9 protein-coding genes are annotated in these 17,472 nt (G+C 46.7%); 1 reads left to right on the plus strand and 8 read right to left on the minus strand.

Going from position 1 to position 17,472, the window contains the following annotated elements; translation table 11 throughout:
• Window positions 1–61: 61 nt before the first annotated feature.
• From ACYVE4_RS02550 to ACYVE4_RS02580, 7 genes are all read right to left on the minus strand, one after another.
• Window positions 62–2,251 carry a c-type cytochrome domain-containing protein gene (locus ACYVE4_RS02550; RefSeq protein WP_460995337.1) on the minus strand — a complete coding sequence of 730 codons (2,190 nt, stop codon included), beginning with the start codon at window positions 2,249–2,251 and terminating at the stop codon, window positions 62–64.
• A gap of 54 nt (window positions 2,252–2,305) precedes the next feature.
• Window positions 2,306–3,760, minus strand: coding sequence for a DUF1501 domain-containing protein (locus ACYVE4_RS02555; RefSeq protein ID WP_460995338.1), 1,455 nt, complete (start codon window positions 3,758–3,760; stop codon window positions 2,306–2,308).
• Window positions 3,761–3,850: 90 nt separating this feature from the next.
• Window positions 3,851–6,196 carry a PSD1 and planctomycete cytochrome C domain-containing protein gene (locus ACYVE4_RS02560; protein ID WP_460995339.1) on the minus strand — a complete coding sequence of 782 codons (2,346 nt, stop codon included), beginning with the start codon at window positions 6,194–6,196 and terminating at the stop codon, window positions 3,851–3,853.
• Window positions 6,197–6,280: 84 nt separating this feature from the next.
• Window positions 6,281–7,708, minus strand: a complete 1,428-nt coding sequence (locus ACYVE4_RS02565) for a DUF1501 domain-containing protein (RefSeq protein ID WP_460995340.1) — start codon at window positions 7,706–7,708, stop codon at window positions 6,281–6,283.
• A gap of 17 nt (window positions 7,709–7,725) precedes the next feature.
• Window positions 7,726–10,083 (minus strand): DUF1549 domain-containing protein, encoded by a 2,358-nt coding sequence (locus ACYVE4_RS02570; RefSeq protein WP_460995341.1) that lies wholly within the window; start codon window positions 10,081–10,083, stop codon window positions 7,726–7,728.
• A gap of 124 nt (window positions 10,084–10,207) precedes the next feature.
• Window positions 10,208–11,704 (minus strand): RagB/SusD family nutrient uptake outer membrane protein, encoded by a 1,497-nt coding sequence (locus ACYVE4_RS02575; RefSeq protein WP_460995342.1) that lies wholly within the window; start codon window positions 11,702–11,704, stop codon window positions 10,208–10,210.
• A 12-nt stretch (window positions 11,705–11,716) separates the two neighbouring features.
• Window positions 11,717–14,893 carry a SusC/RagA family TonB-linked outer membrane protein gene (locus tag ACYVE4_RS02580; protein WP_460995343.1) on the minus strand — a complete coding sequence of 1,059 codons (3,177 nt, stop codon included), beginning with the start codon at window positions 14,891–14,893 and terminating at the stop codon, window positions 11,717–11,719.
• Window positions 14,894–15,147: 254 nt separating this feature from the next.
• On the opposite strand from ACYVE4_RS02580, the gene ACYVE4_RS02585 reads away from it, so the two are divergent.
• Complete coding sequence (locus tag ACYVE4_RS02585; protein ID WP_460995344.1) at window positions 15,148–16,164, plus strand: GntR family transcriptional regulator; 1,017 nt, start codon at window positions 15,148–15,150, stop codon at window positions 16,162–16,164.
• 90 nt (window positions 16,165–16,254) lie between these two features.
• Here ACYVE4_RS02585 and ACYVE4_RS02590 read toward each other — a convergent pair whose 3' ends face one another.
• Complete coding sequence (locus tag ACYVE4_RS02590; RefSeq protein ID WP_460995345.1) at window positions 16,255–17,457, minus strand: acetate/propionate family kinase; 1,203 nt, start codon at window positions 17,455–17,457, stop codon at window positions 16,255–16,257.
• Window positions 17,458–17,472 lie beyond the last annotated feature (15 nt).

Raw genomic sequence — 17,472 nt, forward strand, 5'->3', positions numbered from 1 at the left:
TTCTTGGAATTTTCAATATTAATTTTTCGGAGTGCTACTTTTTATAAATGAAAAGCTTCTATTAGTTAATAAATATCTCGTCGACGAGTAATAAGGCTGGCTTTCCCTTATTACCATGCCATTCAGGGAGTTGCTCAACTGGTTTTGCAACGATCTTTAGATAAGAAATTGCTTGTGGTTTGAAACGGCATCCGATGGCTTTTAAAATCGGATCACTTTTTTCAGCAGGCATAGTAGGATGTACTGTGCCGAGAAGTTTTAACTGATCCCGGCTGTTGCCACCCCATACTTCAATGGTTGACGGAGGAAAGATGCCCGTCTCAGGTTCAATCATCGTCCGCAGATCAACTGATGTCACATGGATGGGCTTTTTAAATTCTGACATCACCACCATGTCATTTTTCCTGACGCCCAGCCAGTTATTGGCCCAGGCTGGGCTGTTTGCATTCAACGCACCGAGTTTGTGATCAAAAAATGACTTCACTCCTTCGGCCCGATGAACTGAGGTAAGAGGCATTAATAGATCGGAACTGTCGGGTTTATATACACTTTTATAATAATCGAACGTAGCGATAGGGCTGCTCAACCAGCCTGATTTATAGGCTTTTGCCTTAATGGTCTTGCTAGTAGTCGTGATCACTTTACCATCCATAATAGGCGAATGGATGCTGTCGGGGTCAGTTCCATCAAGGGTATAACGGATCTCAACACCTTTGATGGGGTGTTTCAATTGAATAGCTGTCGATTGGGCAAAGATTGGCGAGTTTTTGAGCTGTGGTGGATTGAGTCGAATGGGTTCAGCCTTGTCGCCATCGAATCCGGCAATAAATTGAATCTTCGGATACGCTTTCTGGAGTTGACTAATTTCAGCCTCGGTTAAGCCTGTTTCCCAAAGTGCTACGGTTTTCAGATTCTTAAACGCACCAATCTGCTTCTGTAAATCCGTGTATTTCACCGCCGTGCCGGATAAAGCCAGACGTTCCAGATGTGTCAATGGCGTTAGCTGATCTAGCTCTTTTCCTGTAATATCAGTAAAGTTGATATCCAGCTTTTGTAAATTTTCGAATTGACTGATGTACTTCAAATCTGCATCCTTGACGGGCATTTTATTCAGATTGAGGTAAATAACCTGACTTTTAACAGGACTTAATTCCTGAATTTTTTCAGGCGAATAGGTAGCCTTATTATACACATTGACAGCTAATGCGGGTGAATCCTTTGCCAGCGGTGCGACTGTCCGGTAGTCGTTGTTAAGGTTTTTAACGGTTTCTTCGTCGGCCGCATCAAAAGCGAATGTTGGTTCTGTCGGCTCTTTCGGTTTAAACAGGGTTGTGGCTAACAGACGCAACGAATCATTAGCTGGCAGTTCAACCACTTTCTTATTGAATTCAGCTTTTCCTTTAACCCAGAGTGCTAGCAATCTTATTTCGGTTGGTGTAAGTTGCGCCTTCCCCGACGGTGGCATGTGCTTTTTTTCTTCTAACGGTAGATGTATACGTCTAAGTAATAAGCTGATGCTAGGATTGCCGGCTACAAACAGTTCACCACTTTTTCCGCCCTTCTTAATTGCTTCCGGGTTGGTGAGTGATAGTTCGCCTTTTAGCTTGTCAGGATTATGACAACTGGTACATTTCTGCTCGAAAATGGGTTTGATAACGTCGTTGAAAACAAGTGCCTGCTGAATATCGACAGGTTGTGATTCCTGGTTTTTAGTGAGCGGACCCAGCAGGAAATCGGAACCATGTGTAATCGTAGCACCGTAATGGCCCGCGCCAATAAGGGCTATGCCCATAACTACCGCCCCCGTTTGAGCAATCGTAGACGAATACCAGCGCTTGGTTTGTCCCCAATACAAGAAAAGAGCGATGAAGAAAGCGGCCACGCCTGTCCATTTATGCCACTGTACTAGTACGCCACTATAACCATCTTCTCGCGCTAGAAAGAGGCCCATGATTACTGTAATCGCAGCCAACAAAGAGCCGACAAGCAGCAGATTTCTTGAGAAAACACGGTAGAATTCGGGGCCAGCATCCTGTTTTGTGGCAATGGCTTTGGTAAAGCGAAATGCTTCCATAACAACAGCCAATAACAGCAGAACAATCGGAAAATGCAGTATCAATGGGTGCATTCGCCCGAAAGGTTGCAACCAAACGGGGATCGCTATTTTTTTCTCAAATACCAGCAGAAACAGAATGAACACCGCCGATGCAAACAAGGCTTGCTCCGCTAAACTGACTAACTTTTTTTGCATTGACGTAAAATGCAGAGACTAAAATGGACGCTATTTGTTTGGTATTGTTTTTTGTCAGGCAATAATATCATGCACCACCTTACCCGATACGTCGGTCAGACGATACCGACGGCCAAGGTGTTTGAAAATCAATTTTTCGTGATTGAGTCCCAATTGATGCAACACCGTCGCCTGGAAATCGTGGACATGAACGGGATTACTGGCTACGTTGTAGCCCATTTCGTCGGTTTCGCCGTAGACAATTCCGGGTTTGATGCCTCCACCTGCCATCCAGATAGTAAAGCATCGCGGATGGTGATCGCGACCGTAGTTTTCTTTGGTCAATTTCCCCTGTGTATAGCTAGTCCGGCCAAATTCGCCACCCCAAATAACCAGTGTTTCGTCTAGTAAACCACGTTGCTTCAGATCCGTAACTAAAGCTGCCGACGCCTGATCAACGTCTTTTGCCTGTTTGGCAATTTCAAAAGGAAGGTTTCCGTGTTGATCCCAACCCTGGTGATACAGTTGCACAAACCGGACGCCATTTTCCGATAGCTTTCGAGCCAGCAGACAGTTGGCAGCAAACGTACCGGGCACCAGACAATCGGGACCGTATAACTTGATAATGTCGTCGGGTTCTTTCGACAAATCCATAACCTCAGGAACGGCGGTTTGCATCCGATAGGCCATTTCATACTGCTTCACTTTGGCCATGATTTCCGGATCGCCGAACTCCTGATAACCCATTTCGTTCAATTCGGACAGATTATCGAGCATTTCGCGACGTGCTAATCGGTCCATGCCTTCGGGATCGCGGAGATACAAAACAGGGTCTTCACCTTTACTGAACTGAACGCCCTGATGAATCGAATCTAAAAAACCATTTGACCACAATTTAGAATAAACGCCCTGCCCGTTGCCGACTCCACGAGAAAGTAATACCGTAAAGTTTGGCAGGTTTTTGTTTTCGTTGCCCAATCCATAGCTTAGCCACGAACCCATACTGGGTCGATTGCCCTGCTGTGAACCTGTTTGGATAAACGTTAAAGCCGGATCGTGATTAATGGCTTCGGTGTACATCGATTTTACAATGCACAAATCGTCCACAACTTTAGCCGTATAAGGCATCAAATCGCTAACCCATGCTCTCGATTCGCCGTATTGCTTGAAATCAACGAAGGAGCCGACTAATGGGAATTGCTTCTGGAAGGCCGTCATACCCGTCAGGCGCTGGGTTCCCCGGATAGATGACGGCATTTCCTGACCCCATAACTCGCGTAGCTTGGGTTTATAATCAAACAGTTCCTGTTGCGAAGGAGCACCATTTTGGAATAGGTAGATGACGCGTTTGGCTTTGGGGGCGAAATGTGGCATTCCTGGTTTGAAACCTTCCTCATCAGCACTGTTTCCGCCGAAAAGATCGGGAATCAACAGCGAACCTAACGCTGCGCTACCCAATCCCAGACTTAGCCGAGACAGGAACCGTCGTCGGTTGAAATTCAGTCCATGTTCTAAGATTTCTTTTTCCATAAGTCGTCGATGTTTAGTTACCCCTAAATCCCCTGAAGGGGACTTAACTCACTTGTAAATGAAGTTCCCTTCAGGGGATTTAGGGGTGTTTCAGGACTTTGTGATGGTTTCTTCCAGATTATAAATAGTCGAGACAATTCGCATCAGAGCCGCCAGTTGAATCTTATCCACTTGTTTTGGAATGGGATATTCGCCAACTGCCAACGCTTTTTCAGCATGCGATTTGTCTAGTTTTTTTAGCTCTTTTTCGTAGTACGTCGTTAAAAGCGATACTTCTTTTTCCTTTGGTTTTCGACTCACAATCAGCCGGAAAGCCTTACCAATTTTATCGTCAATACTGGATTTTTCCTGTAACAAATCAGCTGCCAGCACCCGCGATGCTTCCAGTACAGTGGGGTCGTTAAGCATAATCAGCGCCTGGAGAGGGGTATTCGTTTTCAACCGCCTAACCTCACATAAATCGCGGTTACTGGCATCGAAAATCGCCATCGATGGGGGAGGTACAGTTCGTTTGATAAGTGTGTACATACCACGCCGATATAATTTCGAGCCGTGGTCTTGTACATACATCGATAGCAATCCCCTGCCTGATGTAGCACCTTCCCATAAACCGGGAGGCTGATATGGTTTCACGCTTGGGCCACCGATTTGTCGGTTCAGCAAGCCACTGCTACTCAGGACTAAATCCCGTACGAATTCGGCGTCGATGCGGTAGCGTGGCCCACGGGCGAGGTATTTATTATCAGGATCGGCCTGCAATTTTTCGGGACTAATAACCGCTGACTGACGATAGGTAGCCGACGTAACCATTTGCTTCACCAACCGCTTAATGTCCCAATTGTGAGCCATAAAATCGACGGCTAGCCAATCCAGCAATTCAGGATGCGACGGTAGTTCGCCTTGCATACCGAAGTCGCCTGCTGTTTTTACGAGCCCTTTTCCAAAAAACTCCTGCCAGAGTTGATTCACATAAACGCGAGCCGTCAGCGGATTTTTGGGGTCGAATAACCATTTGGTTAAACCCAATCGGTTCTTCGGATAACTTGCGTTGAAGGGTAGAATGGCATTGGGAGTACCGGGCTGTACTTCATCGCCGGGAGCGTCGTAGGCACCCCGCTTCAGTAGAAACGTCTTCCGGGTCGTGTCCAGATCGGTCATTACTGAAACAATTAACTTGTTTGTATCCAGCTTATTCACGAATGAGAGGAGACTCTTCACGTCTTCGTCGCAGATTTCCATTAATGGCTTTTTGGCATACGTATCAGGACCACCAATTACTGACTCCATACCGACTTCTTTTACATTATTGAAAAAAGCGAAGAGTCGGTAATATTCTTTCTGCGAGAAGGGATCGTATTTATGGTCGTGGCAATGTGCACATTCCATCGTAACGCCTAGTAGACCTTTACCAAATAAATCGGTTCGGTCTGTTACGTAGCCGATTCGGTATTCTTCTGGGATAACCCCGCCTTCCTCCGTGATTTTGTGATTTCGGTTGAAACCCGTTGCCAGCAGTTGCTCTTTCGAGGCCGTTCCTGGTCCTCCCCAGCCATTTGGACTTTTCAGGAAATCGCCCGCCAACTGCCAGGTCACGAAATCGTTGTAATGCATGTTTTTGTTGAAGGCATGAATCACCCAATCTCGCCAGGGCCATTGGGTTCGGTAGCCATCATCTTGGTACCCATGCGAATCGGCGTAGCGGGCCAGATCGAGCCAGTGAACGGCCATCTTTTCGCCATAAGCCGGATTCTTGAGCAGTTGGTCGACAACTTTTTCGTAGGCATTATCACTTTTATCAGCCATAAACTGCTCCATGAGCGTCATGCTCGGCGGCAGGCCCGTCAGGTCCAGACTCAACCGTTTTAGCAGTCGTTCTTTATCGGCTTCTTCGTTCGGCGCTAAGCCTTTCTGTTCCTGCTTTTGAAGGATGAAATAATCGATCTCGTTTTTCGGCCAATCTTCATGATCAACTTCGGGTAGTTCAGACTTTTTAGGTGCTACGAAGGCCCAGTGCTTTTCATACTTTGCCCCCTGCTTAATCCACTTTTCAATCAGCTTGATTTCGCGTTCGTTCAATTTCAACCCTGAGTTAACCGGCGGCATCAGCATCGACGTATCCTCCGTTGAAATCCGTAGAAACACTTCTGAAAGTTCTGGTTTTCCGGCGACTAATGCGTGGGCTCCGGGATGTTCTTTCAAGGCTTTGAACGCGCTTTCGGGGTCATCAAGCCGTAGACCGGCCTCCCGTTTATTGGCGTCGGGGCCGTGGCAGGCGGAGCATTTGTCGGATAAAATAGGCCGTATATCGAAGTTGTAGCTAATCTTATCAGGAAGCTCTTCGTTATCAGCCTGATTCGCCGACGAATTTGTACAGGCCTGTATGAAGCAAGCCGCACCAAAAACGGTAGCGAGTAGAAAATACGATAGCTGTCTCATCGAATTAGTAATCGGTTTCAACTGTATTAGCCAAAACGCTTGTTCTTTTAGAAAGGCCAACAGTCGTATTAATCATTGATTCTGTTACGCTAATAAATCCATTACGGCTTTGCCTTTCCCATCGGGTGTAGTGTAAAAGGGCCGTTTCTCGACTTCATACTGTGTGTCAGGAGCGATACCCAGCGCATGGTAGATGGTCTGGTGAATACCGTCGATACGTATCGGATTTTCAATGGTTTTACAGGGACGCTCGTCGGCGGTTTTGCCGTAGACAAATCCTTTTTTAATACCACCACCAAACATCAATACTGAACAGCCGTCCGTAAAGTGACGGTGCATACCGTAAAACTTCAGATCCGATAGAATATCGGGTTGTTTCACCTGCTCCTGCACTTTTTGGTCGGGTCGACCTTCGACCATCATATCCCGGCTAAACTCACTAGCCAGAATAATCATGGTGCGATCTAAATGACCGGATTTTTCTAAATCCAAAACCAACTGCGCTATTGGACCGTCAATCTGACACTTCATGTCGGCCAACCGCGTATGCCCATTTTCGTGCGTATCCCAGCCTTTAAAGGGTTCATATTCAGTCGTTACACTAATAAACCTAGCGCCCTGCTCCGTTAATCGGCGGGCGAGTAGACAACCCAAGCCGAAACGTCCAGTATTGTAGCGTTCGTAAATATGTTTAGGCTCGGTGCTTAGGTCAAACGCTTTCGCTTCGGGCGAATTCAGAAGCCGGTACGCTTGCTCCATTGATCGGCGGAGGGATTCTTTCTGGTAATCACTCCCAAATTCACCGACTGGGCTGTTACTAATCAGTTCATTATACAACTGATTTCGACGCTCGAATCGACGGGCATCCATTCCAACGGGTGGACGAACGCTTTCTAATCCTTGACTCGGGTCAGGAATGAAGAATGGGCCGAATTCATTGCCTAAAAAACCAGCCGTGTGGAAGGCTTTCAATTCTTCCGCTTCGCCAACCGTAAATCGCTGGCCAATATCAATGAACGCGGGAATTACCGGATTTTTTGGACCTAATTCCTTCGCAATCCACGAACCGAGATGCGGAGCCGCAACGGTTTGAGGTGGTTCATAGCACGTATGCCAATGATATTGATGGCGCGAGTGCAAAATATGGCCCATGTCGGCTGCTACGTAGGAACGGATTAGTGTACCACGATCCAGTACGTTACCAATAGATTGAAGCCCTTCCGAAAAATGGATGCCATCAAGCTTGGTTGGCATGGATTTGAACGTACTGAGCACCCGATTTCCTTCCATGTCTTTCTCGAAAGGCGTATATCGCTTGGGGTCAAAGGTTTCGGTGTGGGCCATACCACCCGCCATCCAGAGCAGAATGACGGTGTCGGCAGTACCACGCTGGCCCGACTTGCCAGTACAGCTTGATAGTAGACTAGGCATTGGCGCACCAGCGGCCAAAGCGGCTAACGTGGCTGCACTGGTCTTCTGGAGGAATTCCCGCCGATTCCATTTGGTATTCATAGCGTTACGATGTTTTTCTAATAAATCAATTGAAATTCAGGGTGAAGCGCCATTGCCCAAACTAAGTCCTGAATTCCTTCTACACTTGGTGTTTTACCCACTATTTTCTCGGCCACTGCCAACTCCTTCGGTTGCGGATCGCGCCCTAACGATTTTCGATACAATTCTTTCACTAATACATCCGACGACGGATATTTTGACTTCCAGATTTCGGCACCGTACTTCAACGCCTGATTAAACTTGGCGCCGTTCGTCAATTCCAGTGCCTGTAACAAATTCGCTTGCGAAGTCCGACTAGTGCTGACCGTTTCGCGATTCGGGCGACCTAAAGCAGTCAAGAACGGATCGTTTTTTACGAGCGATGCTCGCGAGAACGGAATCTCCTTTTGAATCGTAGGGGGGAGCATTTTCACCAGCGACGTATCCTGATAAATCGGATTAAACGCCAGACTCACCGCATCGGCAAATTGCTCCGCCGTCAGTCGTCGACGAACCATGCCTTTGAAAACGTAGGTTGGGGCAGTAATTAAACCCGCATCTTTAATTCCTTCAGAAGGAAGCTGATACGTTTTGGAGGTAGCGATGGTATAAATCAACTTCTTGATATCGTAGCCGTTCTGCACGAAATCATAGGCCAGCCAGTCTAGCAAATCTTGACTCCAGGGCTCGTTATCCATTGCATCGACAGGTTCGACAATACCACGACCCATCATCTGCGCCCAAATCCGGTTGACCAACGTACGATATAACCGACCATCTTTCGGCTGGACCAGAAAATCAGCCAGTTCGCGAAGGCGTTTTTCGGTAGGCGCATCGACACTGATTTGACCGAGTTCTTTATACAGAATCCGTCGACCAGCCATTTTTCCCGTTGGTTTATCGCAACGATTGATTTCCAGCGTACTATCCGAAAAAACATTGGCGAAGGCGTAAGCTTCATCAAGCTTCCAGTCGCTAATAAAACTGTCGTGGCAGGAGGCACATTTCAGGTTCAGGCCGAGCATGACCTGGGCAACGTTCTGAGCCGCCTGCATTTCGGTTCGCTGGCTGGAGTTAATCGTGCCGCGCCATTTGATGCCTTTAATAAATCCTTCCGATTCTTTCGTAGGGCTAATCAGCTCGCGGACAAACCAATTGTAGGGTTTGTTCTTTTTCAACGACCCATACAGCCACTTCGTAATGTCGTATCGACCGCCGGTAATATAACCCGTTCCTGAATAATCATTCCGTAGGGCATCGTTCCAGAACGTAAGCCAGTGTTGAGCGTAATCGTTGTCGCGAGCTAACAGGCTTTTGACCAGCGTTTCTCGCTTAGTTGGATTCTGGTCAGCCGTAAAGGTTTCAATTTGTTGTGGAGTTGGCAACAGGCCAATAATGTCCAGATACACCCGACGAATGTAGGTTCGATCGTCGACGACGGCTTTCCAGTTGATCTTATTCTTCTGAAAATAGGCGTTAACAAGTCGGTCAACGGGATTAGTCAGTTCGGCTGTTGCGGGGGGTAAAACGGGTAGTCTTGGTTCCAGAGCCGCTACTCGATAGAGGCTCTTTTCGGGGCCATCGGGCCAGGGAGCGCCAGATTTTATCCAGAACGAAAGTAAGGCGACTTCTTTTTCGGTGAGTCGTTTCCCTTTTGTTGGCATCGCTTCCTTATCGTCGGCAGGCAGCATGATGCGACGGATCATTTCGCTATCTTCCGGATGACCCGGTTTCAGAATTTCGCCATGTTCACCGCCTTTCATCACGAACTCTTTCTTATCCAGTCGCAGTTCGCCTTTGGTTTTGGAAGCACTATGGCAGCTATAGCAATTGTGCGCCAGAATCGACCGCACTTCCAGGTTCAAATCCTGAATTTGTTTCTCCGTAAGCGGTTGATTAGGACTGACGCTGGCAAAGGCAAAATTCGTTTCACTGCCAACTGGCGCTTTCGATTTATTACCAGGTAATACACTTGTCAGGTAGTCTTCGCCGTGGGTTAGCAAAGCACCATAGTGTCCCGCCAGGGTAACGCCAAGCACCGTGATGATAAGCAGGCTTCGATAGAGCGAGATACGATTGGAACGTAATGCTAGTACCGTAAGGATTGCCAGCGCCATCGTGGCTATGCCTGACCACTGGTGAATTGTAACGGTACTACCTTCGTAATCTTCCCCATTTTTGAGAATCAGGCCGAGAATAACGGCGAGTACGGCGCTGATGGTGCCAATCCAGAGCATAGCGGTCACGCCCGCTCTAAATTGAGTTGATTTACGGTACCAGTCGTACCCTTCCAGCAATAAAGCGATGCAAAGTAAACCGACTGGGAAGTGGACAAAGAGAGGGTGTAAACGCCCTAAAAACTGCCAAAGCCAAAATGATTCTGCTACGATTGTCACTACGAATTGAAAAGAATTTGTTATCAATATACGTATTACTTTCTAATGAATTTTCAGCACGAATCCGTGTTTTAGAACGCTGATTCGTGCTGAAAGGTGCCTGATTATGAATTATTTATTCATTTTACTGGTATCCTGCGTTCTGTGTTAGTTTATTATTGATCAGAATTTGGGGGGCTGGAATCGGGAAAAAGTACTCGTAATCGCTGTAAACGTAGTCGAGCGCATTAAATGCGATTCCGCCCCGATCGACCGTTGGTTTTGCTTTTTCCTTTGCGCCATGGGCATTCATAAAGGTGGCTAACTCGGCAGGTGTCATGGTTCGTTTCAAATCAAACCAGCGGTGATTTTCAAATGCCAGTTCAACCCGTCGTTCTTTCAAAACCGCCGTTTTAAAAGCAGCTTTGTCGGTTATGGCTAAATCGGCCAGGCCAGCACGTTTGCGAATCTGATTCAGATAACCCAGCGCTTCGGCCGTTGGGCCAGATGTCTCATTGATTGCTTCGGCCATCATCAGTAATACGTCGGCATACCTCAACACAGGCCAGTTATTATCCGTACGTCCGGTAATGGTATGCGGATACGTAAATTTAATAACATAAGGAATGTTAACCACTGTGCCATTGAGCGTATAACTGGTTTTTAATGAAACATCTTTCCGCAAATCGCCGGTTTCATAAGCGGCAATGATGTCGTTGGTTGGGATGTTCCGTCCGCCAGGAGTTGTGTTGGCAAAGCCCGTTACGGCACCTGCCGATAGCCTTGGCGCAAACGTATAGGCAAAGGTGCTCCACTCGCCGAGGTCGTTTCCACCCTGATACTGGATTTCGAAAATGGATTCTGGCCCATTTTTCTTCGCTGGATTAAAGTTATCGGCATAAAGTGGATTCAGTGAATAGCCTGTCATCTGCTTCAGCGTCGTAACGGCATCGGCGTATTTTTTCTGGGTCAGGTAAACTTTTCCCAATAAGCCCAATGCTGCTCCTTTCGTAACCCGGCCCAGCTGAGCCGCCGGATAGGTTGCGGGTAGTGCCGCTGCGGCTTCGGTTAGATCTTTTTCAATCTGTTTCCAGACATCGGCTTGGGGAGAGCGGACTAAATCAAACGCCTGATTCGGGTTTTGCAGCGTCGAGGTAACGAGTACCACATCGCCGAAATATTGAACCAGATGGAAATACATGTAGGCACGCAGGAACTTTAATTGCCCCTCGATTGGCGCTTTGACGGCAGCATCGAGTGTGCTAGCCGCCAGTTTTTCCAGTGTATAGTTGTCATTGTAGAGAGCCGAATAATACAGATTCCATACGTTGGCAATCTCGCCATTTCCCTGATTGACGGTTGAGAATTCAAACGCTTCCCAGCCAGCCGCTCCCCCACGGTCGAGTGGGTTGAAGTCGAGCGTTGTATTGTCTGATGGAAATTCCTGGAAAATATAAGCCGCGTTCGTAATCGTCTGTAAAGATCCATACACACCGCTCAGCGCTTGCTGAAACTGGACTTCGGTTTTATAAAACAGGTCAGTGCCAATCCGCGTTGGGTCGGTCGAAACCAGAAAATCATCTTTGCAGGCAACTTGAGTCAGGCAAAGAAAAAGGGTACATAAAATCGTTATTTTTTTCATTGTCTGTGCCGATTAGAAGTTAAGATTGATCCCTGCCGCTACCGTTCTTGGAACCGGATATGATTCATCGTCATTATTCGGCTCGGTCGTGCTCCGTACACCCGCATCTGGGTTGTTGCCTGGGTATTTAGTGAAGATGAATAAGTTGTTGCCAGTCAGGAAAATACGGGCATTGCTTAACACAGATTTGAATTTAGGAAATGTGTATCCGATCGTGACCGTCTTTAACCAGGTGTAACTACCATCGTAGACATACCGATCACTGCTTTCCCGCGACCATTTGAAATAGCTGGTGCCGCCCTGTGCATGAACATCGGTTGGATTCGTGCCCTGATTCGTGGCCGACCGCCAGCGATCTTTTGCCTTATCCAGCACGTTGAACACACCGTCCATGTTCATCGTAGAGGCTTCGATGTTCCGGTAGATGTCGAAGCCTTGTGTACCGAGGAACATGACATTGAAATCGAAGTTTTTGTAATCCCCGGCGAATGTCCAGGCCCAGGTAAAGGTCGGATTCGGGTTGCCAATTTCGATCATGTCTTGGGTATCGTAGGAGATCACCCCGTCGCCGTTAGCATCCAGAAACTTCATACCGCCCGGAATAACACCATCCTGCTTAGGAGCTGCATCGATTTCGGCCTGTGTATTGAAAATGCCGAGTTTTTTGTAGCCGTAAATCATCCCTACCGGACGACCAACTTTCTGCACATTGTAGCCGCCGTAGAAACTTCCGTAATACAGAGCGTCGTTCGCGCCTTTGATCGCCAGGATTTTGTTGCGGTTGAAGCTGATATTAGCATTCGTCCTGAAGTTGAATTTCCCGAAACTGGTACGGTATTCCCCACCGATTTCTACGCCTTCGTTTTTCACTTTACCGATATTATCCAACGCCGTTGTAAAGCCCGAAACCGATGGAATCGAAACTGGCAACAGCATGTCGTTGGTTATTTTGTTGTAATACTCGATGTTGAATACCAGCTTGTTATTGAGAAGGCCCAGATCAAGACCAATATCGAGCTGGTTTGATTTTTCCCATTTCAAGTTTGGGTTCGCGAACGCGCTTACCACTTTACCGGCAGAAAAGGCATTACCTAATATGTAGTTATTGGCGCTTACAAAAGCCAGACTAGGATAGTTACCGATGGTCTGGAAATCATTATTACCCGTTACGCCATAGCTTGCCCGAAGTTTTAAATCGGTTAACCAGGACGTTTTGGGCATAAACGATTCTTCGGTAATCCGCCAGCCGACAGAAGCCGCCGGGAAGTCACCGTACTTATTGTTGGCGCCGAATCGCGAACTACCTTCTCGTCGGAACGAGGCAGAAAAAAGGTACTTGTCTTTATAAGAATAATTTATCCGGCTAATGAACGCTAACAGCGACCAGCCGTACTCGTAAGACGTTGAGGAGCGAATAGAAGCCGATCCGAGGAACGGTACCAGATCATCAGGAAACGTATTCCCTGTACCCGTAAAGCCCCGCACTTTTTCCTGCTGGGCCGTATATCCTACTAATACATCCAGGCTGTGATTCGTGCCTAATTGAGGTTTATAGGTTAGTAACTGATCCAGCGAGTAGTTGGTCAACTCTTCCGTGTTGTCGGTTTCCGTTGCAATTCGAGGGGGGGCACCAGCCGTACCGGAGGCTACTGATAGTCCAATGGTTGATGGTACGTATTCTTTATAGGTATTGTTATTCAGTTTTACGTTGGCCGAGGTTCTAAATTTAAAATTTCTCAGGAACGACACTTCGACGAAAGCATTGGTCAATAAGTCCGAAATATTTCGTCTTCTGTAGACATTCTCCAGTACATACAATGGATTCGGGAAACCAAATACGCCATCGACACCATTGATGTAGGGAATAAGCGAACCATCTGCATTATAGGGTGTTGCCCGCGGGTCCATCAGTAAGGCTCCTCCAACCAGCGCACTTCGTCCGTCTGTGTTCGCCAGATTCTGTCGGGTATAGGTTCCGTTAATATTCAGGCCGACGTTGATGAACTTATTGACCTGCCCACCCAAATTGGAGCGAACAGAGATCCGATCATAGTCTGTTTTTTTGATAGTCCCATTTTCCTTGTAATACCCAACTGACAGCATCGCTTTGAGCGGCCCAGTACCGGACGAAACGGATAAATTCAGGTCAGAATAAGGGGCATTTTTATTCATGATCAGATCGAACCAATCGGTCGAGTACTTGGTCTGCTCCGGAAAACGGTAGCCAATCGGTACTTCAGATTCCAGGGGTTCGCGACCCTGAAGTATCCGAATCTGATCCATGAAAATGTCTTTCTTGAACTGAGCGAATTCAACCCCGTTTAACATGGTCACCCGGCGAGACTTCGGTACACTTTGTACCCCATAATCGAGAGATAGATTGATATTTACCTTGCCTTCTTTGGCCTGTCGGGTGGTTATCAGCACAACTCCGTTTGAACCGCGCGCTCCATAAATAGCCGTTGAAGCGGCATCTTTCAGGACGGTAACGTTCTCAATATCATTGGGATTCAAATTCTGTCCGACCGACGTGCCGACCACAAAACCGTCGACCACATAGAGTGGGTTGCTACCAGCTCCTAACGAGCCAATACCCCGGACGCGAACCTCAAACACACCACCCGGTGTACCACTTTTCTGTTTTACCACCACACCCGGTGCCCGTCCCTGTAGAATCTGGTTTGGGTTGTTAGCGGGTTGTTCGCCAATGTCGCGCATGTTGATAACCGACACGGCTGACGTAATATCCTGCTTCCGTTGCGAACCATACCCTACCACAACCACTTCATTCAGCGTCTGATCATCGGGTAGCAAGCTGACGTTCAGGTTGGTTTGATTACCGACGTTTATCTCCTGTTTTATGTAGCCTACGAAACTAAAAACCAGGACTGTATTGCCATTCGGAACCGTTATTTTAAACGAGCCATTGCTATCCGTATTTGTACCTTGGGTTGAGCCTTTGATAACGACACTTACACCAGGAAGTGTAACGCCTTTATCATCCGTTACCCGGCCCGATACATTAATATCGGCGAGAATAGTATTTACGATCGTGTTCTCGCGCTGGGGAATGTAACGGGCTAGTGGTTGCCTGTTCGCAGCTTGCAGATTGATTCTCGGTTGCTGAGCATAGCTGGTTATACAACCCGCCACCAGCCCTAGCGTGGCTAGCTGATAAAGTTTTTTCATAGCATTTATGGAAGAGTTAGGATAAAAGGTGGATTGTAAAAAGCCAATCCGTTAACCAAATATTAATACTATGTACTGGACAACTTACCTACACTTACCTATATTTAAGATTATTTGATCGTTTTTTTATTTAATTTCAATATATCTACTATCCCATACGCTTTATGAAAAGAGTTGCAGATTAACGAATCCTATTGTCGGCGTTCAGGCACTTTTGTTTAAAATGTGGTTAATTAGTAAACCAGCTTCTTAAAATGCTCTCCCATATTAAAATCGACGATTATTCGAATACGCCTAAATACCAGCAGATTTATAATTCGGTGGTAGAAGGAATCGAGAGTCGGGATATTTTACCGGGCAATAAACTCCCATCAATCCATGAGATTGTGGCGGAATTTGATGTGTCGAAAGGGACTGTTGAACGCGCTTATGAGCTTCTAAAGGAGAAAGAAATTATTGGCGCCGTTAAAGGGAAAGGGTTTTACATCAACTATACACCAACGGGGAAGAATCTGAAGATTTTTCTTTTGTTCAACAAACTAAGCACACACAAAAAGATTATCTACGACTCGTTTGTCGAGACGCTGGGGCCGGATGTAGCCATCGATTTATTTATTTATAACAATGATTTCCGGCTCTTTCGGGATTTAATTCGGCGTCAGGCGCATAATCATACGCATTACGTCATTATTGGTCATTTTTTCGATGGCGATGAAAAGGCCGATGAACTGATCAACCGATTACCTAAGCACAAACTAGTAGTTCTAGACAAGTTTCTGGAAGGGGTAACCGGAAGTTACGCGGCAGTATTTCAGAACTTTGAAAAAGACCTCTACCAGGCACTGACCGAAGCATTATCGTTATTAAAAAAGTACTCTACACTTAGTATTCTTTTTCCATCCTATACCTATCATCCAAAGGCTATTCTGAATGGTTATTATAAGTTCTGCTACGAACACGGCTTTCAGACAAAAGTTATCCAGAATATTGAGGATGAAGTAATTGAGCCCAGTCAGGCCTACATTAATTTGATGGAGGAAGACTTAGTTGAATTGATTAAGAAGATTAAGAAAACGTCCTATACAGTTGGTCAGGAAGTGGGTATTCTATCGTATAATGATACGTCTATCAAGGAAATCTTGCTGGATGGTATCACTGTGATGTCAACCGATTTTGCACGGATGGGCCGAACTGCTGCTCAACTTATTTTGAATGGAAGTGTCGAGCACATCGAAAACCCGTTTCACTTGATCGTGCGGAAATCGTTGTGATCGAAATTACCCTCACCCCCAACCCCTCTCCCAAAACGGGAGAGGGGAGCCACTTTGATACGATTTACCTCTCCCGTTTTGGGAGAGGGGCTAGGGGTGAGGGTAATTCAACAACGCATAGCTCTGATTGGCAATTTCAAGTTCCTCATTGGTCGGCACCACTAACACTTTGACTGGTGAATCGTCGGGGCTAATGGCTCGAATGCCGCTGGACGAAGCGTTGTTTTTAGCCGGGTCGAGGTGAATATTTAGAAAGTCCAGATTCTGGCAAATTTTCTCGCGCATACCGCTGTCATTTTCACCTACACCTGCTGTGAAAAGTATTGCATCCAGTCCATTCAAGACAGCTGCATACGCACCAATGTACTTTTTAACTCTGTACGCATAGATTTCATAAGCCAGTGCGGCTGCTGCATCTCCGTCATCCAGTTGTTTCCGAATATCGCGCATATCGCTGAATCCGGTGAAGCCAACCATTCCCGATTTTTTGTTGAGCAGGTTATTCACATCATCGGGACTGTAGCCGTTTCGAATCAAATGGAATATGACCGACGGATCAATATCGCCCGAACGCGTTCCCATAACTAAACCGGCTAATGGGCTAAATCCCATGCTCGTATCGATCGATTTGCCGTTCTGAATAGCAGCCATGCTGCATCCGTTACCCAGGTGAATACTGATGAGTTTGGCATCTGGGTTTTCCAGCCAGGCTATTGCTTTTTCGCTTACATATTTATGACTGGTACCATGAAATCCATACACTCGAATACCTTCTTCCCGGTATAAATCTTCCGGAATGGCATAGCGAAATGCGTAATCAGGAAGGGTGTGATGAAAGGCCGTATCAAATACCGCGATCTGCTCAGCCTTGGGAAAGGTTTTCTCGGCAATCTCGATGCAATCATAATTGATGGTATGCAGCGGAGCTAACGGAAAATAAGAGCGGATTTTCTCTTTGATTTTCTCGGTGATCCGCGTTGCCGTTGTGAATTGTTCACCTCCATGTACAACCCGATGACCAAGAGCTATAATCTCTTCAACGGTATTAATAACACCAATTTCGGGGTCCGACAATAGCGCGACTAATCGCTGAAAACCAACAGTATGATTAGAAATAGGTTCTTCGCGCTCAATGATTGTCGCTGGTTCCTGGGTCAATACTTTATGTCGGATGGATGAATGATCGCTACCGATCCGTTCGATCAACCCGGTGACAAGAGGCTTCTCGGAAGGCATATCAAATAGCTGGTATTTTAATGAACTGCTACCGGCGTTAATGACAAGAATATACATCTGGTAAAAGAGTCA

This window comes from Spirosoma harenae (genome assembly GCF_054776975.1).

Bases quoted from the DNA above. Each gene is read 5' to 3' on its own strand.
- ACYVE4_RS02550 (WP_460995337.1), bottom strand. From the start codon at position 2,251: ATGCAAAAAAAGTTAGTCAGTTTAGCGGAGCAAGCCTTGTTTGCATCG.
- ACYVE4_RS02555 (WP_460995338.1), bottom strand. From the start codon at position 3,760: ATGGAAAAAGAAATCTTAGAACATGGACTGAATTTCAACCGACGACGG.
- ACYVE4_RS02560 (WP_460995339.1), bottom strand. From the start codon at position 6,196: ATGAGACAGCTATCGTATTTTCTACTCGCTACCGTTTTTGGTGCGGCT.
- ACYVE4_RS02565 (WP_460995340.1), bottom strand. From the start codon at position 7,708: ATGAATACCAAATGGAATCGGCGGGAATTCCTCCAGAAGACCAGTGCA.
- ACYVE4_RS02575 (WP_460995342.1), bottom strand. From the start codon at position 11,704: ATGAAAAAAATAACGATTTTATGTACCCTTTTTCTTTGCCTGACTCAA.
- ACYVE4_RS02580 (WP_460995343.1), bottom strand. From the start codon at position 14,893: ATGAAAAAACTTTATCAGCTAGCCACGCTAGGGCTGGTGGCGGGTTGT.
- ACYVE4_RS02585 (WP_460995344.1), top strand. From the start codon at position 15,148: ATGCTCTCCCATATTAAAATCGACGATTATTCGAATACGCCTAAATAC.
- ACYVE4_RS02590 (WP_460995345.1), bottom strand. From the start codon at position 17,457: ATGTATATTCTTGTCATTAACGCCGGTAGCAGTTCATTAAAATACCAG.